Source organism: Methanocella paludicola SANAE (genome assembly GCF_000011005.1).
GTDB lineage: Archaea > Halobacteriota > Methanocellia > Methanocellales > Methanocellaceae > Methanocella > Methanocella paludicola.
This window is the reverse complement of record NC_013665.1, coordinates 2,209,603-2,233,292: the sequence shown is the minus strand read 5'-3', so window position 1 is coordinate 2,233,292 and position 23,690 is coordinate 2,209,603. Positions and strand designations below refer to the sequence as shown.

Below are 23,690 nucleotides of genomic sequence, written 5' to 3'. Positions count from 1 at the left end.
ACTAATTCGGATGAACGTTTAAAAGCTTTCTCTGTGCGTACTGAATGTAATACATAATTTCACAGCGCGCAATCGATAGGCATTTGTCATTATAGAGTAATCCATTACTCACTATGCCCACGTATTCGCACTCCCGCCTGTCGGCCTACGAGAACTGTCCATTAAAGTACAGGTTCGCCTACGTCGACCGCGTGAAGCTGGAGCGGATGCCCGAGTCCATCGAGGCGTTCATGGGAAAGCGGGTGCACGAGACGCTGGAGAAGCTTTACTCCGACCGCATGCTTTCGAAGGAGGATACGATGGACGAGCTGCTGGACTTTTACGATGGCGTCTGGGGCAAGAACTGGAGCGACGATGTGCAGATCGTGCGCAAGGACCTGACGGTTGAGAATTATCACGAGACCGGCCGGCGATGCGTCGCCGATTATTACCGGCGCTATGCACCCTTCGATCAGGGCAGGACGCTCAAGCTGGAAGCCCCGGTCTACATCAACATCGATGGTTACAGGCTAATGGGCTACATCGACCGGCTTGACCTTACGGGCGACGGGCGCTACGAGATCCACGACTATAAGACGTCGAGGAGCCTCCCGGAACAGCAATATTTCGATGGCGACCGTCAGCTTGCTCTATACCAGATCGGTGTCCGCAACATGTGGAAGGATGCGGAGAAGGTGGACCTTGTCTGGCATTATCTTGTTTATGATAGGGAAATGCGGTCATGCCGGTCCCCGGAGTGCCTGGAAAGGCTGAAGGCCAGCGTCGTTGGCGTGATCCAGCAAATAGAGGCGGCCGAGAAGGAGTACGATTTCCCGGCCAGCGAGAGCGGTTTGTGTAACTGGTGCGAGTACCGGTCGCTCTGCCCGACGTGCAAGCACGAGGCCGCCGTCGGGAACCTGCCGGCGAACGAGTTCCTTGACGACGACGGCGTGAAGCTGGTCAACTACTACGCGAAGCTCTACGAGGAGAAAAAGGAGTACAACGAGCGCATGGACGCCCGGCTGGAGCTTTTGCGGGAAGCCATCATTGACTATGCGAAGCGCGAGGGAGTCGAGGTTATCCGGGGAAGCGACCGCAAGCTGAAGGTTAAAATAGAGACGAAGGCGAAGTTCCCCGGGAAGGGTGATGATGAACGGGAGGCGCTGGAGCTGCTGCTGAAAAGCGCCGGCGCCTGGGATAATCTGAGCACGCTGGATACGTTCGCGCTTGCCCGGGCCCTGAAAAATGATACTCTCGACCCTGCTTTGATCAGCAACCTGCGGAAGTTCATAACGACTGAGGAGTCGTGCCGTATAACGCTATCATACCTTAAAGGCGACGACGAATAGAACATATTTGTTTAATTGGCCTCCAAAAATTCGTGTCGATGCAATTTCTCGCTTAATCCTATGTCGTCCCGGAGTGGTCCAACCACAGGGGCACGGAGGGCAAAGAGTTTCACAGAGTTTTCTTAATAATGGAGACTCAGAGCGCCACGGAGACGGGTTTATAACTATCCTGGGGCACAGAGTCTAAAAATGTACTGGTGAGGATAAACCGGTTAATTGTTTATTGGTCAACCGAGCCTCTATCATCTCTGTGCCCCAGGATAGTCAATAAACCGGGCTCTGTGGCCTCTGTGCCTCAAATTATTAAATAAAAACTCTGTGAACTCCCGTGCGCTCGGTGCCCCTGTGGTTAAGGACACTCACAGACGGCATAACGGGAAAAGCATCAAGTTTTAAATTATGAGAATGGCATTTCTGTCAAACTAAGAAGCATGAGTCAATAAACATGAGCATCAATAGAAGGCGCCGGAAATTCTTAGATATAATAAAGCATACATGAAGGGTGTTATGATGGAGCCGGCTCTGGAACGCAAATTGTGGGACCTCAGGCGCATACTGACAGAGATGGGCAGCGTGCTCGTCGCCTTCTCGGGCGGCGTAGACTCATCCTTCCTCCTCAAGTGTGCAGTGGATACGCTCGGCACCCAAAAAGTGGCGGCAGCCACGGCCGTCTCCGAGATACTATCCCCCGAGGACTTCGACCTGGCAGAATCCATCGCGAAAGACCTCGGCGTAAGGCACGTCATCGTAACGTCCTCCGAGATGGAGAACGCCGAGTTCATCGCCAACACGCCCGAGCGCTGCTACGTCTGCAAAAAGGGCCGCTTCTCGAAACTCATAGAAGAAAAAGAAAAGCTGAGTCTGGCATACATCGCAGACGGCTCCAACCGGGACGACGAGGCCGATTACCGACCCGGCGAGAGGGCGATGAAGGAGCTAGGCATCCGCAGCCCGCTTCGGGAAGCACAATTATACAAATCAGAAATAAGGGAACTATCGAGGGAGATGGGCCTGCCCACATGGGGCCGCCCCTCCCAGGCCTGCATCGCCACGCGCATACCGTATGGCGAAGCCATTACGAAGGATAAGATACATATGGTCAGGGATGCGGAGCAGGCGCTGCACTGCTTCGGCTTTACACAGCTCAGGGTAAGGTACCATGGAGATCTCGCACGTATCGAAGTACCGGAAAAGGAGCTTTCAGACGCTATAAAATATAGGGCAGAGATCGTCGAGAAAGTAAAAAACGCCGGGTTCACTTATGTAGCCCTCGACCTGCAAGGTTTCCGAAGCGGCAGCATGAACGAAATACTGAAAGGGCGCTAAAATGAAGATCATCTACTTAGACTGCTTTTCGGGCATCAGCGGCGACATGTTCCTCGGGGCCATGGTCGACATGGGAATCCCTATAGATACGCTCGCCTCGGGACTCTACGGGCTGGGCCTCGACATACAGCTCAATATCAACAAAGTACGCAAGCACGGTATAGCGGGCACTAAAGTGGACGTGGTCATCCCCGATACGGCCCACGAAAGGCACCTCTCCGAGATCCTGGATATCATCGACGGCAGCGCCCTCGAGAGCGACATCAAGCAGACCGCGGGCAGGATATTCAGGCGTCTCGGGGAAGCGGAGGCAACCGTACACGGCATCGATATCGAAAAGGTCCACTTCCACGAAGTTGGAGCCCTCGACACGATAGCGGACGTCGTGGGCGCGGCTATTTGTTACAAAGCGTCGGGAGCAGAAACCCTGTATTCATCCCCGGTAAACGTAGGGAGCGGATTCGTAAAAACCTCTCACGGCCTCCTGCCGGTCCCCGCCCCTGCCACACTCGAATTACTAAAAGGGGCATCCATCTATTCCACGGGCATCCAGGCTGAGCTCGTCACGCCGACAGGCGCCGCCATCCTCGCCGAGCTATGTGCGGGATACGGCCCTATGCCCCACATGAAATCGGAAAAAACCGGCTATGGCGCCGGCACAAAAGACCTCGAGGCGCCCAACCTGCTACGGGCCGTCCTCGGGGAAAAAATACAGAAGGCCCATAAAGGCCACGCCTAGGCTTTTACATTCACAACGTCTTCCGAAGGCTCGCTCTTCTTGGAGATTATACGGGACAGCTCGTTCTGCACATATCCCGTAATATACGGGGTCAGGAACGGAATGGCCTCAGAGAGCAGCTTCGAGGCGAGTGAAGGCGCACGCTGCTCCTTGACCTCTACATGGGGCTGCACCGTGACCTCACGCTCGACGACCTTCGTCCTCGGGATAAGCACGTTAAGCAGGCTATACAGGACGAACCCGCCGGCAGCGGCAGCCGCGACAGTCAGGTACGGGTGCTCCCGTACGGTATCCGTGATAGGCCGGGCCATATCGGACGGGATATTCGTGATCGACGTTTTCAAGCCGTTAAAGGACGCGGCCAGCCGGGCCTCGGTGGCCTTCACGTCCTCTTCGGTAACGGCTTTTTTAGGTATTGGCAGCATCAGGCTGCCTCCGTCTTAGGCGTCTTAAGCACCAGCTTGCGGGCGAACATGAAATACGCGAGCCCCATGGCCAGCAGTAAAGACGCTACGCCGCAGATCAGCAGCGCCGTCCAGAGGGGTATGAGGGTCGAGACAAAGAGGATGACGCCGATGGTAATAGCGAGCGTGCCCGCGACGAGAAGCGAAGCGACCACGGAGATATAGATGACCTGCCTCAGGACAAAGTCAAGGGGGTCGAGTAGATAGTGTTGAATATACAGGTCGGTCTTCTGCCTCAGGTAGAGGTCGATGTTCTGCATCAGGCTCGAGAACTCGGCCTCCATCGAGGGCCTTTCCTGTCCCGCCGCGGCGTCGTCCGGCAACGTCACACCTCTAGTCGCGCCTGACCAGCAGCGCGCCGATGAGCAGGCCTGCGCCGGCCGCTATTGCGATGGACATGAAGGGGTGCTCTACGACGAAGTCATGCACCGGCTCGACTTTCTGGCCCATCTCGGCCTTTAGCTTATCGATCTTCACGCCGGTCTCGTTAAGGACGGCCTTGATGTCTTCGCCCTTCGCAGTCATGCTCATCTCTCTGAGCTTCCGCGCCGCTTCCTCCAGCGCGTCGGCGGTCTGGACCTTTACCTTTTCAGCGCTCCCGAATGTCGTGTCAACGGCACGTTCCACTTGCTGTTCCAAAATAAATCACCAAAAACAATTCATTTTACAATATAATAATGTTTCGTAATCGCATATGCGGCAAATGCTGGCTAAAAAATTTATTTTGAACGATAGACTTGCTCATTTAGCGTTTTTAACGTTATCCATCATTTCGTCAAGCGCCTGTGCCAGCGCCTTTTCGTTGCCGAACCCTTTTACGATATCTTCGAGGGCTGCGGGAGACTGGTTTTTCATCTCCCTGGCCATGGCCGTCATGTTGGGCACGGCCCGCACGATGTTGTCGACGATGGCCACTGTGGCCGTCCGGGCTGACCTGGACAGCGGATTTAAGTCTATGACAATGACTCTCTTTCCCATCTTGACAAGCGCCTCGCACCTGTCGCCGTCCTCCAGCGGGACGAGAACGACGTCCGCTGCGTAAATGCCTTTCGAGGCCGCTTTTGCCCTGTCGTGGGATAGTCCCGGTATGAGCTTGTCGGGATTATCGCCGTATACCGTGGAGGCTCCCTTCGATCTTAATAAATTGATGATCTTCCCGACCCTTTCCTCGGTGCGGTGGAACAGGTTCACCTCGAGCGGAGCGTCGAGCGCTTTTGAGAGCTCGCAGAGCTCCTCGGACACGAGTGCGGCAGCATTGCCGTTGACCGAAATAACAGGCCTGTTGGCCAGCAGCATCATAGCCACTGCTACCCTCTCCGCCTCTGCGGCAGAGCCCGTAGTACGCTCGCCAAGCAAATAATCGAAAGCCTCGCCACGGCCCTGCGCGATCAGGCCCTGCATGCTCGTGATGCCGTCCTTCACGCCCTTAACCAGTAGCTCCCTCGTCAATAGCGACTTGTAACGGGGATGATCCTCGGGAATGTCGGTCATGGTACGAACATAAATTGGGCATGTACTTAATTTTTTCGAATTTTACAACTTTGTGAGCCGGCTAGTCTTTCTCTCTTCAGCAATGTGCTCGTCCTTGCCGAAGGGATGTCCGCCGTACTCGTGCCTGAGCAGGGCGACAGCCCTGGCCCGGTCCAGCCCCGACCCCCGGGACTCGAACAGCTCCATGACCGCGAGTGCGATGAACGGTATGGAGATCTCCTTATCAGCGGCCAGCTCCACGAGCCAGTTCACCTCGCCCGTGTCCTCAGTATACGTCGGGATATCGCTGAAGCGCTTCTCTCTCAGGCCTCTAGCCATCAGCTCCACCAGCCATCCCCTTATCACCGAGCCATGCGACCAGTTCTCAAAGATCGCCTCCACGTCCAGATCATAGTCGCCATGCAGCAGCAGCTCGACGCCGTCGCCGATGCCATGGTTCATGACGAACTCGATACCGTTGTGGACGAGCTTTACGTAGTGGCCCGAGCCCGGAGGGCCCGTGTATAACAGGCCCCCTTCCACGGCCAGCGCCTTGAGCACGGGCTCGGCGATGAGGAATCCCTCCTTTTTACCGCCCACCATGAAGCAGGCGCCGTTACGGGCGCCTTCAACGCCCCCGCTGGTCCCGCAGTCCAGAAAATAGATGCCGTCCTTCGCCACCGCCTTTTCCCTCTCGACGGAATCCAGGTAGAAGGAGTTACCTCCGTCCATCACCACATCGCCTTTTGCCAGACACGGGACAAGGCTGTCGAGCACTTCATCCACCGTTTGGCCCGCGGGGACCGACAGGTAAATGACCCTTGGCTTCTTCAGGGCGGCGGCTAAAGCCACGTAATCTGCCTCCGTGAGGACGCCCTTCGACTCCATGTCCGGATGGCGGTGCTTCGAGTGGGCGACGACGTGCATGCCCTTTTCGGCCGCCTGCATGGCGAGGTGGCTGCCCATCTTCCCTAGGCCAACGATGCCCAGGCTTAGCTTCGTGTGTTCGTTTGACGTCAAGCGGTCATCTCCCGTAAATGCCTATAAGCTCCCCCTGCGCCAGGACGTGGCCGCTCATGGCTTTTAACAGGTCCTCCTTCGTGGCGCCGGGCCCAAGGCCGAGCATGGTATCGAGGGCGTAGACGTTAAACCGGTAATGATGCGGTTTCCCGGGCGGCGGGCACGGGCCGCCATAGCCGATCCTTCCGAAGTGGTTCTTACCCTGCAGCGTGCCGTCGTCGAGCCTCTCCAGGGCCGTGACATATTCTTCGAACCTGGCCACATTGTACGGAATGTTATATGCCACCCAGTGGGTGAACGTGCCGCCGGGAGCATCAGGGTCGTCCATGATCACCGCATACGACTCCGTGGCGGTCGGGCCTTTGCTCCAGTCCATGGGAGGCGATACGTCCTCCCCGTCACAGGTATATTTCGCCGGTATCCTGTCGCCATTAGCAAAAACAGGGCTCCGGACGTCCAGCTTCGCCGCCTGCGCTGTCCCGGGCCGCACGAGCATCACAAGGACAAGGAACGCCGCGGCCGCTTCCAGTAACTTTCGATCCATCGCCATACCTTCACTGAAAAAAAGCCGGATAAAAAGAGAAATATTTGCAATTAAAAAGGCGGGAGCAAACGCCCCCGGGCTGTTTTAGTAGAACTGCAGCGAGAACTCCTGGGGCGCGTTACCGGCTATGTACGCGTTACACAGGCCGCCAAACGGGCCTGTGCCGGCCGTATAGAAGCTGGTGGCGAACGTGTTGTCCTCCAGCGCCTGGCTGCCGCATTCCTGGTATGCGGCCTGATCGGCGGACGCAGGATACGCGCCGAAGGCTGACGGCATGAAGGCGCCAATGTCGAAACCGCCCGGCAGTGCAGGACAGGCCGGACCCAGCGGCGGCACCCACCCGGTGCCATAGGACGCGCCGTATGACGGCGCCGCGTATGCGTTAGCGGCCGCCGAGGCTGCGGCGCCCGAGCCGATCGTGGTCAGGTCGTGCACGTACGTGTTGAACACGGTCGGCCCGGACCCCAGGCCCGGGCCGGCCGTCACGGTCAGCGACGGTACGCTGAACGAGAACGCGGCGGTCGTAGAATATGCAAGAACGGGCAGGGTCAATGCCACAAAGATCAGGAAATATACCTTACTAAGCTTTATAATACAACACCCCCTCAATCACATGAGTTACTAAATCAATTAATGATAAATATATTAGTCAATGTTCGAGCGAAAAGGGTGGTTAACCATAAACAATAGCGCAGTAGGCTTGTTTTCTAAACTGTCAGGCAATTACTGGTAGTTATATGCCCCTTTCGTCCGCCCTCTTTTTGTATCTCTCGAAGACGGTCCTTCCCCGGTAGGTTATCTTGTAGACTCTGTGGTAGGGTATGCATGTTCCGGTGTTAAGCTCGAAGCAGAAGCCCCCCAGGTCTACGATATCCGCCCCGGATATGGCCTTCGAGTCCCCCGGGGCTCCCCGGTGCACATAAAAAACGGTCGCTTCGCCGATGCTCTCGCCCTCCTTCCACTTCAGGCGGTTAAGCACGTCCCGCGGGGTTACCATAATTGTAAGAAGACCTGGTAATAAAAATAATTGTTAGAAAGAAAAAGAGTTTTTTTATTCGCCCGCGAACTCCATCGGGTCCATCTCGCCCTTCAGGAACCCGATCGTCCTCCTGGCGGCCGACAGGCACGGGGCGCCGCCCACGAGCATGGCGACGAACAGGGCCTCCATGACCTCGTACTTGGTCGCGCCGTGGTACATCGCGGCCTTCGCGTGGACGTCGACGCACTTCTCACACTGGGCCTGTGCGGCCATGCACATGGCGATCAGGCGCTTGTTCTTCTCCGACATGGCGCCATCCTTGAGGATGACCTCGTCGAGCCTCGAGATCGTCTCGAACATCTCCGGGTCCGTGTCCTTGATGAGCTCCAGCAACTGGGGTACGTAGCCCATCTTCTTGGTAAATACCTCGAACTCTTTGTATGGCATGATTATCTCCTCTCTATCGCAATAGCTCACCGGTCAGCGAGCTGCTTGCTTAATTCGAAAATATGCAATAAACGTTTAAATCCTTAGTGGTTAAAATATAAATCTCACTGCAGCATGCTCAATCGATCCCCCGCATGCGGAACGGCTCCTCGAGCTCCTCGTAGTGGTACCTTAAGTCATCGGGCGTATGCCTGATCTCGACAACTTCGCCGCCGGGCGTTTTTTCGATATAACGCCTTTTTTTCCGGGGAGGAAAAGTCATGATAAGGACATTTATGCGTACGGTAAAATCGTTTTGCGATAACTTTAACGGATTTTGAGATAACTTATAGATGGGAGTATCCCGTGAACGAAATCATCCGTAACATTTACCTGCGCCGAGCCGTGAGGGATTATCTTCCGGCCGACGTGCCCGACGACATCATCCGTGAGCTCATCAAGGCCGGCACCTATGCCCCCAGCGCCATGAACAAGCAGCCCTGGCGGTTCGTGGTCGTTAAAGGCCGCGATACGATATCGCGTTTATCCGAACGGTCTAAAAAGCTTTGGCTGGATACGGTGGGAAGGAACAACGATCCGGCAATGTCCCGCATCGCCGATACGATGAGGTCGCCCGGCTTCAACATCTTTTATAATGCTCCGGTGCTCGTGCTGATCTTTGCCACGCCTGATGCCATGCGCCCCGAGTGCGAGTGCGCTCTGGCCGCCGAGAACATGATGCTCGCCGCGCGGTCTCTTGGGATCGGTAGTTGCTGGGTCGGGCTGGGGATGCCCCTGGGCTCTGACCCGATGTTCCTGGACGAGATGAAGGTGCCTGCCGACTACAGGCTTGTCGCTCCGCTCATCTTCGGCTATCCCGTCCGGGAGATGCAGACCGCCCCGCCCCGCAATGGCGACGTCATCCTGAACTGGGTGTCTTAGGGCCGCTGCTATCCGACATTTCCCCGATTTTTTGAGGCACTAAGCGTACAGAGCCACTATTTTCACCACAATGGCACGAAGCGCACCGAGTTTCACAAAGCTTTCTTTTAAATGTGAGTCACCAAGGCCACAGAGCAGGCTTTTTGGGTCAAGAGGCACAAAGGGGACAATGACACGATGGCAAAAAGTGTTCACATGTTCATTCCATTGTGCCATTGTATCCTTTGTGTCCTATCGTTAATGAACCGGGCTTTGTGACCTCTGTCCCTCACATTATAAAAAATCTTTGTGAAACTCCGTGCGCTTCGTGCCATTGTGGTGAGAATAGTGCCTCTGTCCGCTTAGTGTCTCAAAGATTGAAGTGGATCAATCACTGATTTATCGAAGAATAGATACCATATCCACGTTAGTTCTTTTCGGCCGCTCGTGGAGCCCCAGCCAGTACATGATCTCCTCCCTTTCAAGCGGGCTCACCCGAAAGTTCAGCTCAAGCTGGCGCAACAGCAGCCCGCACTCCCCGGGCTCTCCGAGCTCCAGGCAGTGGGCCACTTTAGAGGCATCGAACCGGAACCCGAGCACCTTGAGGGGGGCCAGGAAATTCTCGTGAAAATCCCGGTTATCCATGCGGCCGTTCAGCTTTACGTAAAGCCTGAACCCCTCTGTATCCAGCCATATGGAGATGCTTGCCGTGGCGCTCATGGTCAATACTCTGCCTGGCAGGTATAAATGGCTGGAGATAAAGCGGCGTGAAAGTAACATTAGCCCGGGCGCTTAAAATAACCATCTAAATATAAAAATAAATGGCCCTACAGGTATATACCACATTAGCCTATGATAATGCCTGATGGCCGATGTGGAGTACGTAGGTGAGGGGCAGAAGTATCTCGGAAAGAAGGGCCTGATCGCCTTAATAGCGCTGCTCAGCGCCTTCGTGCCGCTGTCCACAGACCTCTACCTCCCGGCGCTCCCTGCCATGGCCAACTTCTTTGGCGTGACCGCGGACCTGGTCAACCTCACTCTGATCCTCTTCTTCATTTTCTTCGCCGCCGGGACGCTGCTCTGGGGCCCGCTGAGCGATAAGTACGGCCGGAAGCCCATACTGGTGGCCGGCCTCACCCTGTACGTGATATCGAGCGTGCTGTGCGCGTGCGTTACGGACGTATACCAGCTGATCCTTTTCCGTATTTTGCAGGCCGTCGGCGGCAGCGCCGCCAGCGCGGTGGCGACGGCCATCGTCAAGGACGTTTACCATAGCAGGGACCGGGAGTCCGTGCTGGCCATCGTGCAGTCGATGGTGATGATATCTCCGGCGCTGGCCCCGGTGCTCGGCGCTTTTATGCTATCCTTCACCACCTGGCGGGGCATCTTCTGGGCCCTGGCCGCCATCGGCCTGATATCCCTCGCAGGCACCCTGGCATACAAGGAAACGATCAGCAGGCGATACACGGGCAACATTCTGCAGTCCCTCTGCAGGCTGGGCACTGTCGCCCGCAACCCGGGCTTCAGTTCTCTGGCCATCGTGTTCACGCTGACGAGCGTATCGACGATGGCCTTTGTCGCTTCGTCCTCATACATATACGAGGACGGATTCGGCCTGAGCCCGCAGATGTACAGCTATTATTTCGCCCTGAATGCCATCGGCCTTCTCGCAGGACCAATGCTATACGTGAAATTGTCCGCCCGGTTCGAGCGTAAACGCATCATCAACGCCTGCTTCGCCACGATAGCGTTAAGCGGCATCCTGGTCTTTTTCATGGGCCAGATCAGCCCCATCGTCTTCGCCCTCTCCATACTGCCCGCCACCATCGGCGGCGTCTGCTCCCGCCCTCCCGGCACGAACCTGATGCTGGAGCAGCAAAAAGAGGACACAGGCTCAGCCTCTTCGCTCATAGGCTGCACCATGACCATCATGGGCAGCATCGGCATGCTGCTGGTCTCCTTTAGCCATGGCAGCCTCATCCCCGCCATCGGCATCCTGAACGTCGCTACTGGCCTGCTATGCCTCGTGCTCTGGCAGGTCCTCTCGAAGCAGTCGTTCGTAAAACCTATCCAGGATACGGTGTAATCATAGAGATAGAGTTCTTAAAAAAGGCGATCTAAACATGTAGTGCGGGGGAAGGGATTCGAACCCTTGAACTCCTTCGAGATAGGATCTTAAGTCCTACGCCTTTGGCCTGGCTTGACTACCCCCGCATACGCTGATAGTAACACGCAAGGCGGATTTTATAATGATGTTCAAGCTTTATAAAGTTATTTATCGGTTTAAAAATAGAAAAGAGTGCCTCATGCTTATGGCACGAGGCTATTCTAAGCTTAGAAATTTTCAAGGACTTCGTTGAGCGCGGCCGACCGGGCCCGGATAGATTCGACGGCCCGGGTAATGATCTCCTGGGCGCTGTACGAGCCATCCGTCTCGACCATGAATATGAAGGCAGTGTTGTCGATGGACAACTTAATGGCCTTAAGGTCACATGCCTCCAGGCACTCCTCGCACATTGAGCAGTTGTACGGGTTATCGACGACGACCTTGTTCTTGTCGACGGCGAAGACGCCCCGGGGGCACTGCTCGACGCACTGCTTGCACGAGTCGCACTTGTCGCTGATCTCGATGATCGGCACGTACTTGTAGCCTGGCGGGCAAACGGGCTGGAACTTCGAGTGCTCCTTGCCCCTGCCGAGCCGGGCCACGGCCGTGAGGACTACCTTCTGCCTTTCCTTCAGCTCGATGATGGGGACGTTATCGTCGGCCGGAACGGTATCCGGGTCCGAGGACTTCATGTCCCGGGAGTGCACCATGCAGGGGCCTTCCGCGGACAGCGTGAAGCTCACCTGGCAGAGGGCACAGCCCTCGCCTTTGCAGTCGCACTCCTCGCGGAGCTTGTACATGTCGAGGTTAGTCTTGATCGGGATGAGGCCCATGCGGTGTGCCAGCATCTCGTCGAACATGACGGACGTGTTGTCGTAAATATCAACGTAGTCGATGGCCATCTTGGGGATGTCGGCGAGCATCGCGCGCCTGACGGCGTTCGCGAACGCGGGGGTGACCTCCGACAGGACGAACTTCGCCTTACGGTCGCCGAGTTCCAGGATCTCCAGCTTCATACTTATACGCGCCTACCTCTCTTTCCGCCCGGGGCTCTGGTGCCGTCGTGCGGAATAGGGGTAACATCCTCGATCCTTCCGATCCTCAGGCCTGCCCTGGCGAGCGAGCGTATCGCGGCCTGGGCGCCGGGGCCGGGGCTTCTCTGGCGGTTTCCGCCGGGCGCCCGCACCTTGATGTGGACTCCCATGATGCCCTTGGCCTTGATCTGCTCAGCGACGTTGGCCGCCATCTGCATTGCGGCGTACGGGGAGCTCTCGTTTCTGGCCTGCTTGACCACCATGCCGCCCGAGGTCTTGGCGAGCGTCTCGGCGCCCGTCAGGTCGGTGACGGTGATGATGGTGTTGTTGAACGATGAGAATATGTGAGCTACTGCCCACTTCATCTGGTCTGCCATTCCTTAAGCCTCCTTGGGGGGCTGTGCTGCCGGCTGTGCAGTCTCGACGGCCGCTGTTGTTGCCGCCGGGGCCGGCACCTTCGGCGCAGGAGCCTTTACGACGGGCTTCGCAGTGAGCGCGTCCTTGGTGATGGGCGAGCCGATGTAGTACGATATCGTGTCTTCCTCGGCCTTGAGCACCATGTAGCTTGGCACGGTGATCTTGCGCCCGTTGAGGGAGACGTGGCCGTGGACGATGAACTGGCGGGCCTGCTTCATGGAGTTCGCGTAGCCCTTCCTGAAGACGATAGTCTGTAGCTGCCTCTCCAGTAAGTCCTCCACCTTGAGGGCGAGGATGTCTTCGAGCTTCGAGTCCTCCTTGAGCACGCCGAGCTTCTGCAGCTTGGCCTGGATCTGCCCGGCTTCACGGGCGTAGTGCGAGTCCTCGGTCGCGAGCCCGGTGCCGAGCACGCCTAAGAGCGTCCTGGCCTGGCCCCTGTACTTCCTGAGCATCGAGGCGAACTTCCAGACGTTCTTCTTGTTCCTCAGGCCGTACTTCTTGACCAGCGCGGTCTCCTCGTCGATCCTGGCCTTCTGCCACGGGTGGTGAGGGGTGTTGTAGATCTTTTTTGCCTTACCTGGGTATCCCATTTAAGTCACCTCACTTCTTCTCCTTTCCGCCCTCAGCCGCTCCGGCTCCGGGCGCTTCCTTCTTCCTGACGACGCCTACGGTGGCTCCGGTCCTGCCGGTCGACCTGGTCCTCTGGCCGCGGACCTTCTGGCCGCGCTCGTGCCTGATGCCCTTGTAGGACCTGATCTTCTTCATCAGGTTGATGTCTTCCTTGTTGCTGAGAATGAGGTCGGTACCAGTAAGGTGCCTGTTCTCGCCTGTGTAAGTGTCATTGCGCCTGTTGAGCATCCAGACGGGCATGTTGGTGTCGATGTTCTCGAGGGCGTTCCTGAGCCTGTCGACCTGCTCCGGGGGTAAGTATCCCATGATGGCGTTGGGGTCGACTTCCGCCTTGCGGGCGAGCATCTTGGATACGCGGATGCCGATGCCCTTGATGCCCGTGAGGGCGTACAGCACTTTGGATGTGCCGTCCAGGTCGGTGTTCTGGATGCGCACGAGGTACTTGATCTCGTCCTTGGGCTTTTCCTCGGCTTTCTTGCCCTTCGGCTGCTTCTTGCCGTGCTCGGGGGCGGCGCCTTCTGCGGGCTTTGCGGCCTTATCCTTCTTGCCGCCCTTCTTGGGAGCAGCTGCAGGAGCGGCCTCAGTCGCCGGGGCTTCCGCCTTATGCTCTTTCTTGGTCTTTTCAGGCTTATCGGTTTTCTCTGCCATTATGTTGTCTCCATTTTCATCCGTTGTGCCTCTTGCAGATACCATGTGAAGGTAGTTCCAGCCGACAGCTGGAACAGCACACACTGTCTCAGAAAACACAGATGAACGTAATAAACGAGTGTATTCCATTGCTTGATGGTATATAAATTTTTTCTCCGGCCCGGACGGCAATTGCATGTTACGGGCGCAGTATAGAAAACGGCGCTCGCATACGTCAGTTGAATGATCGTTAGAGAAAGTTAATATATGGCTAGAAAAATTATATTATCCGGGGACTGGGGGTATATAGCCTACCTTATGCGTAACTGGCCTCCGGGAACCAATCTCCAAAAATCTACACCGCTGCATCCCGCTTTACCGCCATAAGTAACGCGGGATGTTATCGATGCTTTGCTCAAAGGAAGTACTGGTGAAGGGGCTAACGGTTTTATAGTAATTCACATATATTTATAAAATGGGTTGCACTTACGGCTTGTGCATGAACGCATGGAACTCGAAGGAAAGTCCCGCCACGAGCTTTTAAATATTATAGACCGCCTGGAGCGCCAGCTATCCGAGATGAAGGATAGGTCCGACCGGGTGGCCAGCTCGGAGGAAGCCCTGAGGCTCGACGAGGCCAGGCTGGAGGCGCTTCTGAAGCTTACGCTCATGGCGGACGCGTCCGAGCCGGAGATCGCCGATTTTGCCCTTGAGGAGGCGGTCAGGCTCACCCGCAGCGAGGTGGGATGGATGGGCGCGCTGAACGAGGACGATACGGTCGTGCTGCTCTACAATTTTTCGAGCGAGGCCCGGAAAGAATGCGAGGTGACGGGCAAGCCGCACTCCTTCATCGTGAAGGACGGGGGCGTCTGGGCGGAGCCAATATTCACGAAAAAACCTATCATACTGAACGATTATCCTGCACCTCACTATCGTAAAAAGGGTTTCCCCGAGGGGCACATACCGCTCAAGCGCTTTTTGGCGATACCCGTCTTCGACGGGCCCCGGGTCGTGGCGGTAGCCGAGGTGGGCAACAAGAACACTGATTATGACCGCTCCGACGTGCGGCAATTAACCCTCCTGATGAGCGGCGTGTGGCGCATCATCCTGAACAAGCGGGCCAAGGATGCCCTGATGGAGTCGAAGTCTCAGGCGGAGCTATACGTCGACCTGATGGGCCACGACATCAACAACATGAACCAGGTAGCCCTCGGCTTTCTGGAGCTCGCCATTGAAAAGCTGGATAAGGACGGGAAGCTCGAGACCGCCGACCGGTATCTGCTGGAAAAGCCCATCGATACGCTGAATAACAGCGCCAGGCTCATCAAGAACGTGAAGAAGCTCCAGAGCGCCCGGGAAGGCGGGCTGAAGCGGCGCATGGTCGACGCCTGTGCCATGCTCGCCAGCGTCGTCGGAGAATACTCCGACATCCCCGGCAGGGACATTACTATCCATTACACGCCGTCGGAAGGCTGCTACGTGATGGCGAACGACCTTCTCAGGGACGTGTTCTCCAACATCGTCGGCAACTCCGTAAAGCATTCGCCAGCGGACAGAACGCTGGAGATCTGGGTCAGTGTGCTCAAGGTGCGTGCGGAAGGCGTCGATCACTATACGATATTCTTTGAAGATAACGGCCCCGGGATCAGCGATATGAAAAAAGCCGAGATCTTCGGCAGGCTTGAGAAAAAGTCCAGGCGGAGCATCATCAGCGGCCTGGGGCTCGGCCTGGTGAAGACGCTGGTGGACGATTATGGCGGAAAGGTGTGGGCCGAGGACCGTGTCCGGGGCGACTATACGCAGGGCACCCGCTTCGTCGTCATGCTGCCGGCGGCCCGCTAACGGCAACTTTTATAGCGGCGGCCGGTTACTTACTATTTATGCCTGTATCCATGCAAGCGGACAGTGACGCATCGAAACGCCAATTAACCCAGTGCGTCGGGCTGTTGCTCGAAGTCGTCGAGGGCTCGTCGCAGCCCTTCGTCATCGCTGACGCATCGGGGCTCATCGCCGGGTGTAACGGCGCTTTCTGCCGGCTCGTGGGCTATCCGGCCGACGAGCTTCGCTCTAAGCGTATCGCCGAGCTGACACCGCAGGAGTGGCGCAAGCAGGAGTCGGGCATCATCGCCGGGCAGGTGCGGTCTAAAATGCCCGCCATCTATCGAAAAGAGTACGTACGAAAGGACGGCTCCCGCGTCCCGGTAGAGCTATATGACCACGTCATCTTCGACAAGGCCGGCCATCCCCTATATTTCTACGCCTTCGTCACGGACGTCACGGAACGTAAGGGCCGGTAAAAAAAGATTTTTATTTCCTGGCGATCATGAGCCTGAGCCGGTTAGTGGAACTCTCTGCATGCTCAGCCACCCAGCCAAGCTCCTTTACAAGAGTGAGCAGCTGATAAACGCCCGTCGGGCCCAGCTCGTTCTCGTGGGCATAAATGGACTTCATGGCCTCGAGCTTCGTCACGTCGACCTTGTGCTTCTGGGCGTCGACCTTGTTGATGAGGTCCTGGGCGATCTTGACCTTCTCGGGAGAGAACGCCGTGTCCAGGACGGTGATGATGTTATTGGACGCCGACACGTGCTCCTCGACAGTCTTGAGCACTTCGCTGTTCAGCTTGAGTATAGCGTCCTTCACGGGCCGGGGCATGCTGACCATCTTTATGGTCAGGATCTGGGCCACGTTCTCGGCGCTGTTGGCCACGTCGTCCTGCTGCTTCAGATAGGATAGCGTGTCGGCCCTGTCCACGGGCATGATGTTGGAGGACGGCAGGTTCTGCCGTATCTCGTGCTTCACGTTATCCGCCTGGTGCTCCAGCTCGCTGATCTCGTGATAGAGGGCTTCTACCTTCGCCGCATCGCCCTCTACGTAAGCGTTCAGGGCGTCGCTCATCTTCCAGACGGTGAGCCTGACCTTTTCGGCGTGCTCGCTTAGCGGCTTGAACGGGGACTTCCCGATCAGGCCGAGCAGGGATTTCAGCGGGTCGATCATATGCACATCAACGTATCGAGTTTTAATATTTAAGCATCGAAATACAAGTCTATACTGATAAAAATTGTGGTCTTAGATAGACCTGGGAGTGTAGCTCAGCCGGATCTCGTGGATGAACCAGACGACGAAGATCAACCCGAAGATCATTGTTATGATCGAGTATATGAGCGGATCAAAATTGATCGCCTTCATAAGCTCCGTCGACATATCGGTCATCACGGTAATGCCCGTTATCAGGACCAGTATCGATGCGGTCCCGGTGGGGAAATAGGATAGATCTGGATGCTTCACCTGGTTAACCTCCTCTGATCATATATTTACGCTTAAGTGATAAATAGTTGCTGTTTAATTAAATGAATAATAATTATATTTATTTTTCCGGCTACTGCCGGCTTACCCTGTAGAACGTGTGCCCATCGATGGATATGGTGTCCGTGCCCAGTACTTCATAGCTCAGGCGCTCGTCATCTGCCGGCTTATCCTTATAGGCGGGCGTCTGGCCGCTCCTGGACGCGTCCGGGTACCAGCTCTCCTCATTATCGTCGAATAATATCTCGTCGCCGTCGACGCTGTAGCTTCCTTCCCTTACCACGCCGCCGCTGACCACCGTGCCCGAGCTCATGATCACGTATCGGTATGTCCCGTCGTTACGGAATAAGTACCACTCGCCATTATAAGTTGATCCCGTCACGCCGCCCGTTGCCGGGTCGTAAAGCGTACCATACGGGCCCTCGCTTGACCACGTGCCGATGATGTCGTCGTCCCCGGTCACTATAGAGACGGAAGGCTGGACAGAGGCGACCTCTACGGTACGATCGGTAATACAGCAGCAGCCGCTAATGAAAACCCCTAAGGCTAACAGAGCAAGTAAAGCCATCTTTTGCCAGGACATCGTCTCACCTGAGTGACATAACTGAGTAATTATCTCCCTTATTCTACTTAGTCGTTTTCTGGAATAATATTTTTAATATCAGGCACAATTATTGTTCGGTTTAATTGAAGCCGGCGGATAGGGATATTCTTAAAAATTATTATGGCGATAAGCTGAAGACCTACGGCCACGATACCCGGAGCCTGGGCTGGATACCCGGAGCCAGGGACGTGAGGTTCGGCGCGCTGACGGCCATCGGCGACCTGCAGGGCTGCTCCGTCCTGGACGTGGGCTGCGGCTTCGGCGACCTGTACGGATACCTTTGCCGCCGGGGCATAAATGTCGATTACACGGGCATTGATATCAACCCTGACTTTATCCGGATCGCCCGGGAGGCCTACCCTGATGCCCGGTTCATGGTCGCCGACTTCGAGGAGGATGACATCGGCGGCGATTTCGACTGGGCTTTTGCTGCCGGGATATTCACTATAAAGATATCCGATAACCGCCGGTTCATTAAGAACACGTTAAATAAGATGTTCAAAGTCTGCAATAGGGGGCTGGCTGCCGATTTCCTGAGCCCCTCCGCGCTTGGTAACGATGCCTACTGGCAATGCCCGCCCGAAGATGTTCTGAAGTTCTGCCGCAGCCTCTCGAAAAGGGCCGTACTGCGAGCAGACTACATGTCCACCGAGTATTGCATATACCTCTACAAGGACGATATGGCCGACGAGAGGAACGTCTTCGAAAGTAATGAAAAAATGTAGGCGCCGAGGAAGGGACTCGAACCCTTGCGGGAGTTTCCCCCCACAAGCTCACTGGTCTTTCTCGCTATTAGAGAAAAATTCCAGGCTTGCGCCTTACCACTAGACTACCTCGGCATTTCGAGAATTGCAACCCTATAACGTACTTCTATCATTTAAGTTTTTTCTTCCACTCTTTGGGATAGATGCCCGGCTCCATGACGACGCGCACCGTATCCATGGCCTGGCCCTCTTTCGAGGCCATGAGCTCCTCGGTGGTCATCTTCGCCGTGCCCATTGAGACGACCTCGCCGATTAGCGTGAACACGGCCACCATGTCGCCCTTCTGTATGCCCGTGTCGACCTTACAGATGCCCTGGACATAAAGGGGGGCGCCCTCGGCCAGCGCATCCACGGCAGAGTCCTTCACGACGATGCGGGGCATATTCCTTAGCGCGTTCTCCATCGGCAGGATGATCTTCCTTAGAGGGGCCTCATCGCCCTGCGTAAAATAAAAGTAGGCATCCGTCAGGTCCTGCAGCGTGATGAGCGTCTCGTCCTCCTTGAACGGGCCGGATTTAGTCCTGCGAAGCTCGTACATATGGGCCCCGACGCCCAGCGCCTCGCCTATATCGTGGCACAGCTTCCGGATGTAGGTGCCGGCCTCGCATCCGACCCTGAACAGCACGTCCCGGCCGTCCATCTCCATGAACTCGATATAATAGATCGTCCTCTTGCGCAGCTGCCGCTTTACGGCGCTCACCAGGGGCGGCCGCTGGTAGATGACGCCGGTGAACTCGCTCAACACAGCTTTAACCCGGGCCTCGGGCACGTCAGCGTGCAACCGCATGACGCACACGTATTCCTTGCCCGATAACAATAATGTACGTACCAGCCGGGTGGCATCTCCCAGCATCGTGGGCAGGACTCCCGTCACATGGGGGTCCAGAGTGCCGCTATGGCCGGCACGCTTGATATGCAAAATATTCTTGACCCAGGCGGTCACCTCGTGGCTCGTCGGGCCATACGGCTTATCGAGATTGATGACGCCCTTATCCAGTAATTCAGCGACGCTACGAGTATACGGGTCCTTGCCATAACCCTTTGGCTTACATTCCTCTTTTACAAGGAGCTCCCGGGGCCTTTCTCCCGGCAACATATCAGGCGCCATTCTTCTTCAACCCGTCGATCGCCGTACTGATGATGTCCGCCACGCCCTTCGCATCCCAGAGCCGCGTATCGATGATCAGGTCATAGCAGGACCAGTCGTTCTGGTCGATGTTATAAAAATCCTTATAGCGCGTGGCCTCGCTCAGTTCCCGGGCCACCGTCTCCTCCCGGGCCCTCTGCACCGAAATGCCCTCGCGCTTAGCGACTCGTTCAGCCCTCACGCCAAGGGCCGTCTTCAGCCAGACCTTGAGGTCCGCATCGATGGTCCGGCCCGCGAGCCGGCCCTCCACAAGGGACATATCAAATTTAACGGCCAGCTCTTTCTGCCTCTGGTCGATGGCGATATCGATAGAAGAGTCCTTCTGCGCCAGGGCGCCGAACTCCTCGAGCGACATGCCCCGCTCCTGGGCGAACTTACGGAACTGCTCCCCGGCGGAGATCATGGTAAACCCGTACCTGGCGATGAGCTCCCGGGCGACGGACGTCTTGCCGGAGCCCGGAAGGCCGCTCAGCGTCACTATCATGATGGGGACACGGCACCTGTATTGAGCGCTTTTCTGACCACCGAGCTGATGGCCATCGAGCAGATAAGCGACCACCAGACCCAGTACGGGAATATCAGGAAGCTGTCCGTCATCGTGATCGTACCGATGAGCGGGAATATCATCTGTGTATATACGCCCGGCTGCTGCAAGTACCAGTACGCCCACCAGAACAGAGGGATCGAGACGAACACGATGAAGCCCATGGGCTTGAGCTGCTGCTTGGACATCGATGACTGGTCCTGCATCATGCTTAGCTGCTCCTGCTCGAGCTGCTTAAGCCTTTTCTTGTTCCCGGATAGCTGGGCTTCCCTGTACTCCTTCTGGTATGCCTGGTTCTTCTGCATGACCCGCCTGTACAGGTCCCAGTCCATCGTGTACTTTTGTATGATCGTCGAGGCCACCGTCACGATCGCGGCTATGATAAGCACGGCGATGTAGAACGGCATGGTCGCGTTGATGGGCGACACGATGATGTTCACGTAGTAGGACATCGTATCCCTGAACCAGGGGGGCAAAAAGATCGATGCGATGAATATGCCGAAGCCGAGCACCAGGATGATGTTCTGGATAGTATTGACGATGCCGCCTTTCTTCTTAGCCTTCTTTTCAGTCTGATTGTCGCTCATCACGACTCCCCATAAAAAATGAATATTTGGAAATATAACGTTACTGGAATCTTTCGAGGGCCCTCATGATGTCTGAGCGCACCTCGTCGATCTCCCGCTCGCCGTCGACGTCCATGAGCAGGCCCTTCTTCCTGTAGTAGTCGATGAGGGGCTGCGTCTGGTTTTTATATACGTCGATGCGGTGCTTGATGGCGGCCTCGGTATCGTCGGCCCTCTGGTAGAGCTCGCCGCCGCACTGGTCGCAAACGCCCGCGACCCTCGACGGGTTGGATTTGACGTGATAGGTCGCTCCGCACGAGCGGCAAGTCCTGCGGCCCGAGAGGCGCCTTATTAATTCGTTGGCGCTGACGTCGACGTTCACTACGGCGTCAAGCTTCTTGTTGATCTCGTCCAGTATCGGGTCCAGAGCTTCCGCCTGTGCGATCGTGCGGGGGAAGCCGTCCAGCAGGAAGCCCCTTTTCGTGTCGGGCTTCTGCAGGCGGTCCTTGATAATGTCGATCAGTATCTCGTCGGGGACGAGAGCGCCCTTGTCCATAAAAGCCTTTGCCTTTTTTCCCAGCGCAGTGCCTTCCCGGACGTTCTCCCTGAGGATGTCGCCCGTGGAAATGTGCGGTATGTTGAACTTTTCCGAAATAAATTTGGCCTGGGTGCCTTTACCAGCACCCGGGGGCCCGAACAGGACTATCTGCATATTACTCGTCTCCGAGGAACCTATTCTTCTCCGAGGAACCTGCGTATGAGCGGGTGCATCTCCATGAGCTGCTCGCTCGCCACCTTCTCGTAGAGCTGGTAGATGATGCTCACGGCCAGCAGCATGCCCGTTCCGCCCACCCCTCCGATGAGCCCGAACATGCTCGCGATCAGGGTCAGCACACCGATGAAAGCGCCGCCGATGACCGTTACCTTGGGGATGTAGCGGGACACCACTTTCTCGATGACCTGCTCATTCCTCCGGAATCCGGGTATCTGCATGCCGCTCTTCTGGATCTGCTTGGCCACCTTCGTCGAGCCCATGCCCGTGGTCTCCACCCAGAAGATGGCGAACACGATGCCGCCCGCGATCAGGATGAACGCGTCCACCAGGAAGTGGAGAATGATCATCCAGTCCTGGATGCCCGCGTAGTACGAGTACACGTATGGCGGGAGCCAGTCGTTATAGCTGCTGATGGGGTTCAGGAAGTACATGAGGCCCGGCGGCTGCGGCTGGCCGGTCTGGCTGTACGTGCCCAGCAGCGTGATGCCGTAACGGCCGTAGAGTAAACTACCGATCAATTGTACGTTCGACTGTAACGCTCTCACCAGGATCATCGGAAGGACCGACGCGTAGATGAGCTTCACCGGGAACTTGCCCCTCGCGCCCCTGACGGCCGCGTGGGACAGCGGGATCTCGATCCTGGTGGACTCGACGTAGACGACCAGGAGGAATATCACGATGGTCGCTATCAGCGCGAGGACGTCGCCCCTGGTCAGCATCATCAGGATGCCGTCCGTCGTCAATAGCTGGCTCGAGCTGAAGATGCTCAGCAGGTAATTCCACTTGAATATGATGCCTATGGGGTCGTTATAGCCGACTCCCGAGATGGTCGCTCCGAGGGCCTGGTTGAGGACCGGCGGGTTCCAGTTGAAGATACCGCCCATGAGCGCCTGCGCGACGCCCGCCACGATGAACAGCGATACGCCGCTCCCTATGCCCCATTTGGAGACGACCTCATCCATGTATAATATGAGGACGCCGCCCAGCGCGACCTGTATGAATATGATGAGGGAGAGGATGCCCGTACTGACCCCCAGCGTCGCCGCCAGGGTTGAATCGGGTATCAGGTATCCTCCGAACATCTGCGGAAGGGTTTCCAGGACGATCATCACAAAGACCAGCAGCTTTTGTAAGCCCTGGAAGATCGCCTGATCCTTCGGGTTCGTCGTATCCAGCGGCAAAATCTCGGCGCCGACGAGCAGCTGCAGCACGATCGAGGCCGTGACTATCGGGCCTATGCCCAGCAGGATGATCGACCCCGTCGAGCCGGCCAGGATAGCCCTGTAGGCCGCCAGCACGTCTTGCGAGCTGCTGTCCATTCCGAATACTGCGATATTGGATAGGACGAAGTACAGTATCAGTATTGCCACCGTCCACATCAGCTTTCGCCTGAAGTGGACGTGCTTCTCCGGCCGCTTAACGGCCGGGAGACGCCGAAGGAAAGGTTCTATGCGATCCTTTAAACCCATTTCCGCCATTTTGACACCTTTGTCGTATGCTTGTTTGTTGTCTATGCCGTCTCTGTCTCTGATATGATTTGTCCGCCTTGCTCTTCAACTTTTGCCTTGGCGGATGCGGACGCGGTGCTTATGCTTATGACGTATTTTTTGCTTACGCGACCGTTGCCGAGGAGCTTATCAAAGCCCAGCTCGGTCAGGTTGATGCTGATGGACCCGTCCTTCTCGGAGGCGACTCCCGCCTCCACTAAATAGGGTGCCATCTCGTCGAGCTCGCCCACGTTGAGCGAGTTGACGTAGGTCCGGCAGGCCGGGGGCTGGTGGAACCCGTGCTTGCCGAACATCCAGCCCTGCTGCATCGCACGGAAGGTGTTGTGCTTGCAGGCGCCGGCGTGTCCGCGGCCTCCACGGCTTCCTCCGCCGCGGCGGTTCTTGTGGGTGCCGCCGCCGCAGGTCCTTGAACCTCTGTAGGAATGACTCTTTTGCTTCGTCATCGTT

The 23,690-nt window shown here is 56.5% G+C and carries 32 protein-coding genes and 2 tRNA genes; 8 read left to right on the top strand and 26 right to left on the bottom strand.

All coding sequences use genetic code 11. The features are described 5' to 3' along the window. The first annotated feature begins 113 nt into the window (after nucleotides 1-113). The 3 genes from MCP_RS11505 (at nucleotide 114) to larC (ending at nucleotide 3,393) form a co-directional block, all read left to right on the top strand. On the top strand, nucleotides 114-1,328 hold the full coding sequence (locus tag MCP_RS11505; RefSeq protein WP_012901019.1) for a RecB family exonuclease: 1,215 nt from the start codon (nucleotides 114-116) through the stop codon (nucleotides 1,326-1,328). A 507-nt stretch (nucleotides 1,329-1,835) separates the two neighbouring features. Then, nucleotides 1,836-2,654, top strand: coding sequence for an ATP-dependent sacrificial sulfur transferase LarE (gene larE, locus MCP_RS11500; protein WP_012901018.1), 819 nt, complete (start codon nucleotides 1,836-1,838; stop codon nucleotides 2,652-2,654). Nucleotide 2,655: 1 nt separating this feature from the next. Beyond that, nucleotides 2,656-3,393, top strand: coding sequence for a nickel pincer cofactor biosynthesis protein LarC (gene larC / locus MCP_RS11495; RefSeq protein WP_012901017.1), 738 nt, complete (start codon nucleotides 2,656-2,658; stop codon nucleotides 3,391-3,393). On the opposite strand, the gene MCP_RS11490 is transcribed toward larC, so the two are convergent. The 10 genes from MCP_RS11490 to MCP_RS15745 all read right to left on the bottom strand — a co-directional run bounded on the left by MCP_RS11490 (nucleotide 3,390) and on the right by MCP_RS15745 (nucleotide 8,579). Continuing rightward, complete coding sequence (locus MCP_RS11490) at nucleotides 3,390-3,818, bottom strand: hypothetical protein (RefSeq protein WP_012901016.1); 429 nt, start codon at nucleotides 3,816-3,818, stop codon at nucleotides 3,390-3,392. The two genes, larC and MCP_RS11490, sit on opposite strands and share 4 nt — an antisense overlap. Then, nucleotides 3,818-4,186 carry a hypothetical protein gene (locus tag MCP_RS11485; RefSeq protein ID WP_012901015.1) on the bottom strand — a complete coding sequence of 123 codons (369 nt, stop codon included), beginning with the start codon at nucleotides 4,184-4,186 and terminating at the stop codon, nucleotides 3,818-3,820. Before MCP_RS11485 ends, MCP_RS11490 begins: the two co-directional genes overlap by 1 nt. Before the next feature lie 4 nt (nucleotides 4,187-4,190). Further along, a complete protein-coding gene (locus MCP_RS11480; RefSeq protein WP_012901014.1) occupies nucleotides 4,191-4,496 on the bottom strand; it encodes a DUF883 family protein in 306 nt (101 codons plus the stop codon). Nucleotides 4,497-4,598: 102 nt separating this feature from the next. Beyond that, a complete protein-coding gene (locus tag MCP_RS11475) occupies nucleotides 4,599-5,348 on the bottom strand; it encodes a 4-phosphopantoate--beta-alanine ligase (protein WP_012901013.1) in 750 nt (249 codons plus the stop codon). Nucleotides 5,349-5,390: 42 nt separating this feature from the next. Beyond that, the gene (locus MCP_RS11470; protein WP_012901012.1) at nucleotides 5,391-6,347 is read right to left on the bottom strand and encodes an NADP-dependent phosphogluconate dehydrogenase; all 957 of its coding nucleotides are present in this window, start codon (nucleotides 6,345-6,347) and stop codon (nucleotides 5,391-5,393) included. A 4-nt stretch (nucleotides 6,348-6,351) separates the two neighbouring features. Further along, nucleotides 6,352-6,891: a YbhB/YbcL family Raf kinase inhibitor-like protein gene (locus MCP_RS11465; RefSeq protein ID WP_128567193.1), complete on the bottom strand. Its 540-nt coding sequence runs from the start codon at nucleotides 6,889-6,891 to the stop codon at nucleotides 6,352-6,354. 84 nt (nucleotides 6,892-6,975) lie between these two features. Continuing rightward, on the bottom strand, nucleotides 6,976-7,449 hold the full coding sequence (locus tag MCP_RS11460; RefSeq protein WP_231845075.1) for a hypothetical protein: 474 nt from the start codon (nucleotides 7,447-7,449) through the stop codon (nucleotides 6,976-6,978). Nucleotides 7,450-7,624: 175 nt separating this feature from the next. Then, nucleotides 7,625-7,888 carry a DUF504 domain-containing protein gene (locus MCP_RS11455; protein ID WP_012901009.1) on the bottom strand — a complete coding sequence of 88 codons (264 nt, stop codon included), beginning with the start codon at nucleotides 7,886-7,888 and terminating at the stop codon, nucleotides 7,625-7,627. Nucleotides 7,889-7,942: 54 nt separating this feature from the next. Next, nucleotides 7,943-8,317 (bottom strand): carboxymuconolactone decarboxylase family protein, encoded by a 375-nt coding sequence (locus MCP_RS11450; RefSeq protein WP_012901008.1) that lies wholly within the window; start codon nucleotides 8,315-8,317, stop codon nucleotides 7,943-7,945. 118 nt (nucleotides 8,318-8,435) lie between these two features. Next, nucleotides 8,436-8,579 (bottom strand): hypothetical protein, encoded by a 144-nt coding sequence (locus MCP_RS15745; RefSeq protein WP_158301490.1) that lies wholly within the window; start codon nucleotides 8,577-8,579, stop codon nucleotides 8,436-8,438. Nucleotides 8,580-8,662: 83 nt separating this feature from the next. Here MCP_RS15745 and MCP_RS11445 point away from each other — a divergent pair, with 83 nt between their 5' ends. Beyond that, nucleotides 8,663-9,238: a nitroreductase family protein gene (locus tag MCP_RS11445; RefSeq protein ID WP_012901007.1), complete on the top strand. Its 576-nt coding sequence runs from the start codon at nucleotides 8,663-8,665 to the stop codon at nucleotides 9,236-9,238. A 378-nt stretch (nucleotides 9,239-9,616) separates the two neighbouring features. On the opposite strand, the gene MCP_RS11440 is transcribed toward MCP_RS11445, so the two are convergent. Beyond that, the gene (locus tag MCP_RS11440) at nucleotides 9,617-9,937 is read right to left on the bottom strand and encodes a hypothetical protein (RefSeq protein ID WP_012901006.1); all 321 of its coding nucleotides are present in this window, start codon (nucleotides 9,935-9,937) and stop codon (nucleotides 9,617-9,619) included. Nucleotides 9,938-10,082: 145 nt separating this feature from the next. On the opposite strand from MCP_RS11440, the gene MCP_RS11435 reads away from it, so the two are divergent. Next, nucleotides 10,083-11,303, top strand: coding sequence for a multidrug effflux MFS transporter (locus tag MCP_RS11435; RefSeq protein ID WP_128860049.1), 1,221 nt, complete (start codon nucleotides 10,083-10,085; stop codon nucleotides 11,301-11,303). A 43-nt stretch (nucleotides 11,304-11,346) separates the two neighbouring features. Here MCP_RS11435 and MCP_RS11430 read toward each other — a convergent pair. The 5 genes from MCP_RS11430 to MCP_RS11410 form a co-directional block, all read right to left on the bottom strand. Next, nucleotides 11,347-11,431, bottom strand: a tRNA-Leu gene (locus MCP_RS11430). Between the two features lie 120 nt (nucleotides 11,432-11,551). After that, on the bottom strand, nucleotides 11,552-12,340 hold the full coding sequence (locus MCP_RS11425; RefSeq protein WP_012901004.1) for a DNA-directed RNA polymerase subunit D: 789 nt from the start codon (nucleotides 12,338-12,340) through the stop codon (nucleotides 11,552-11,554). Between the two features lie 2 nt (nucleotides 12,341-12,342). Beyond that, nucleotides 12,343-12,735 (bottom strand): 30S ribosomal protein S11, encoded by a 393-nt coding sequence (locus MCP_RS11420; protein ID WP_012901003.1) that lies wholly within the window; start codon nucleotides 12,733-12,735, stop codon nucleotides 12,343-12,345. Nucleotides 12,736-12,738: 3 nt separating this feature from the next. Beyond that, nucleotides 12,739-13,365, bottom strand: coding sequence for a 30S ribosomal protein S4 (locus tag MCP_RS11415; RefSeq protein ID WP_012901002.1), 627 nt, complete (start codon nucleotides 13,363-13,365; stop codon nucleotides 12,739-12,741). 10 nt (nucleotides 13,366-13,375) lie between these two features. Then, nucleotides 13,376-14,053 (bottom strand): 30S ribosomal protein S13, encoded by a 678-nt coding sequence (locus MCP_RS11410; RefSeq protein WP_012901001.1) that lies wholly within the window; start codon nucleotides 14,051-14,053, stop codon nucleotides 13,376-13,378. A gap of 474 nt (nucleotides 14,054-14,527) precedes the next feature. Here MCP_RS11410 and MCP_RS11405 point away from each other — a divergent pair, with 474 nt between their 5' ends. Beyond that, a complete protein-coding gene (locus MCP_RS11405) occupies nucleotides 14,528-15,874 on the top strand; it encodes a sensor histidine kinase (RefSeq protein ID WP_231845074.1) in 1,347 nt (448 codons plus the stop codon). Nucleotides 15,875-15,912: 38 nt separating this feature from the next. Then, nucleotides 15,913-16,329 carry a PAS domain-containing protein gene (locus MCP_RS11400; protein WP_128860048.1) on the top strand — a complete coding sequence of 139 codons (417 nt, stop codon included), beginning with the start codon at nucleotides 15,913-15,915 and terminating at the stop codon, nucleotides 16,327-16,329. Nucleotides 16,330-16,339: 10 nt separating this feature from the next. Here the strand turns inward: MCP_RS11400 and MCP_RS11395 are convergent, their stop codons facing one another. The 3 genes from MCP_RS11395 to MCP_RS11390 all read right to left on the bottom strand — a co-directional run bounded on the left by MCP_RS11395 (nucleotide 16,340) and on the right by MCP_RS11390 (nucleotide 17,918). Next, nucleotides 16,340-17,026: a TIGR00153 family protein gene (locus MCP_RS11395; protein WP_128567192.1), complete on the bottom strand. Its 687-nt coding sequence runs from the start codon at nucleotides 17,024-17,026 to the stop codon at nucleotides 16,340-16,342. A gap of 72 nt (nucleotides 17,027-17,098) precedes the next feature. Continuing rightward, nucleotides 17,099-17,317 (bottom strand): hypothetical protein, encoded by a 219-nt coding sequence (locus tag MCP_RS15465; protein WP_012900997.1) that lies wholly within the window; start codon nucleotides 17,315-17,317, stop codon nucleotides 17,099-17,101. Between the two features lie 91 nt (nucleotides 17,318-17,408). After that, nucleotides 17,409-17,918 (bottom strand): hypothetical protein, encoded by a 510-nt coding sequence (locus MCP_RS11390; protein WP_012900996.1) that lies wholly within the window; start codon nucleotides 17,916-17,918, stop codon nucleotides 17,409-17,411. A 104-nt stretch (nucleotides 17,919-18,022) separates the two neighbouring features. Here MCP_RS11390 and MCP_RS11385 point away from each other — a divergent pair, with 104 nt between their 5' ends. Then, nucleotides 18,023-18,664 (top strand): class I SAM-dependent methyltransferase, encoded by a 642-nt coding sequence (locus MCP_RS11385; protein ID WP_012900995.1) that lies wholly within the window; start codon nucleotides 18,023-18,025, stop codon nucleotides 18,662-18,664. A 1-nt stretch (nucleotide 18,665) separates the two neighbouring features. On the opposite strand, the gene MCP_RS11380 is transcribed toward MCP_RS11385, so the two are convergent. The 7 genes from MCP_RS11380 to MCP_RS11350 form a co-directional block, all read right to left on the bottom strand. Beyond that, a tRNA-Ser gene (locus tag MCP_RS11380) sits at nucleotides 18,666-18,778 on the bottom strand. Between the two features lie 34 nt (nucleotides 18,779-18,812). Then, a complete protein-coding gene (locus tag MCP_RS11375) occupies nucleotides 18,813-19,811 on the bottom strand; it encodes an RNA-guided pseudouridylation complex pseudouridine synthase subunit Cbf5 (RefSeq protein ID WP_012900994.1) in 999 nt (332 codons plus the stop codon). Beyond that, nucleotides 19,801-20,334 (bottom strand): (d)CMP kinase, encoded by a 534-nt coding sequence (gene cmk / locus MCP_RS11370; protein ID WP_012900993.1) that lies wholly within the window; start codon nucleotides 20,332-20,334, stop codon nucleotides 19,801-19,803. Before cmk ends, MCP_RS11375 begins: the two co-directional genes overlap by 11 nt. Then, a complete protein-coding gene (locus MCP_RS11365) occupies nucleotides 20,331-20,981 on the bottom strand; it encodes a DUF106 domain-containing protein (RefSeq protein WP_012900992.1) in 651 nt (216 codons plus the stop codon). The genes cmk and MCP_RS11365 overlap by 4 nt, the downstream gene beginning before the upstream one ends. 40 nt (nucleotides 20,982-21,021) lie before the next feature. After that, entirely contained in the window at nucleotides 21,022-21,672 is a 651-nt protein-coding gene (locus MCP_RS11360; protein WP_012900991.1) for an adenylate kinase, read from the bottom strand. A gap of 20 nt (nucleotides 21,673-21,692) precedes the next feature. Further along, nucleotides 21,693-23,213 carry a preprotein translocase subunit SecY gene (gene secY, locus MCP_RS11355; protein ID WP_012900990.1) on the bottom strand — a complete coding sequence of 507 codons (1,521 nt, stop codon included), beginning with the start codon at nucleotides 23,211-23,213 and terminating at the stop codon, nucleotides 21,693-21,695. A 32-nt stretch (nucleotides 23,214-23,245) separates the two neighbouring features. Beyond that, a complete protein-coding gene (locus MCP_RS11350; protein ID WP_128567190.1) occupies nucleotides 23,246-23,686 on the bottom strand; it encodes an uL15m family ribosomal protein in 441 nt (146 codons plus the stop codon). Nucleotides 23,687-23,690 lie beyond the last annotated feature (4 nt).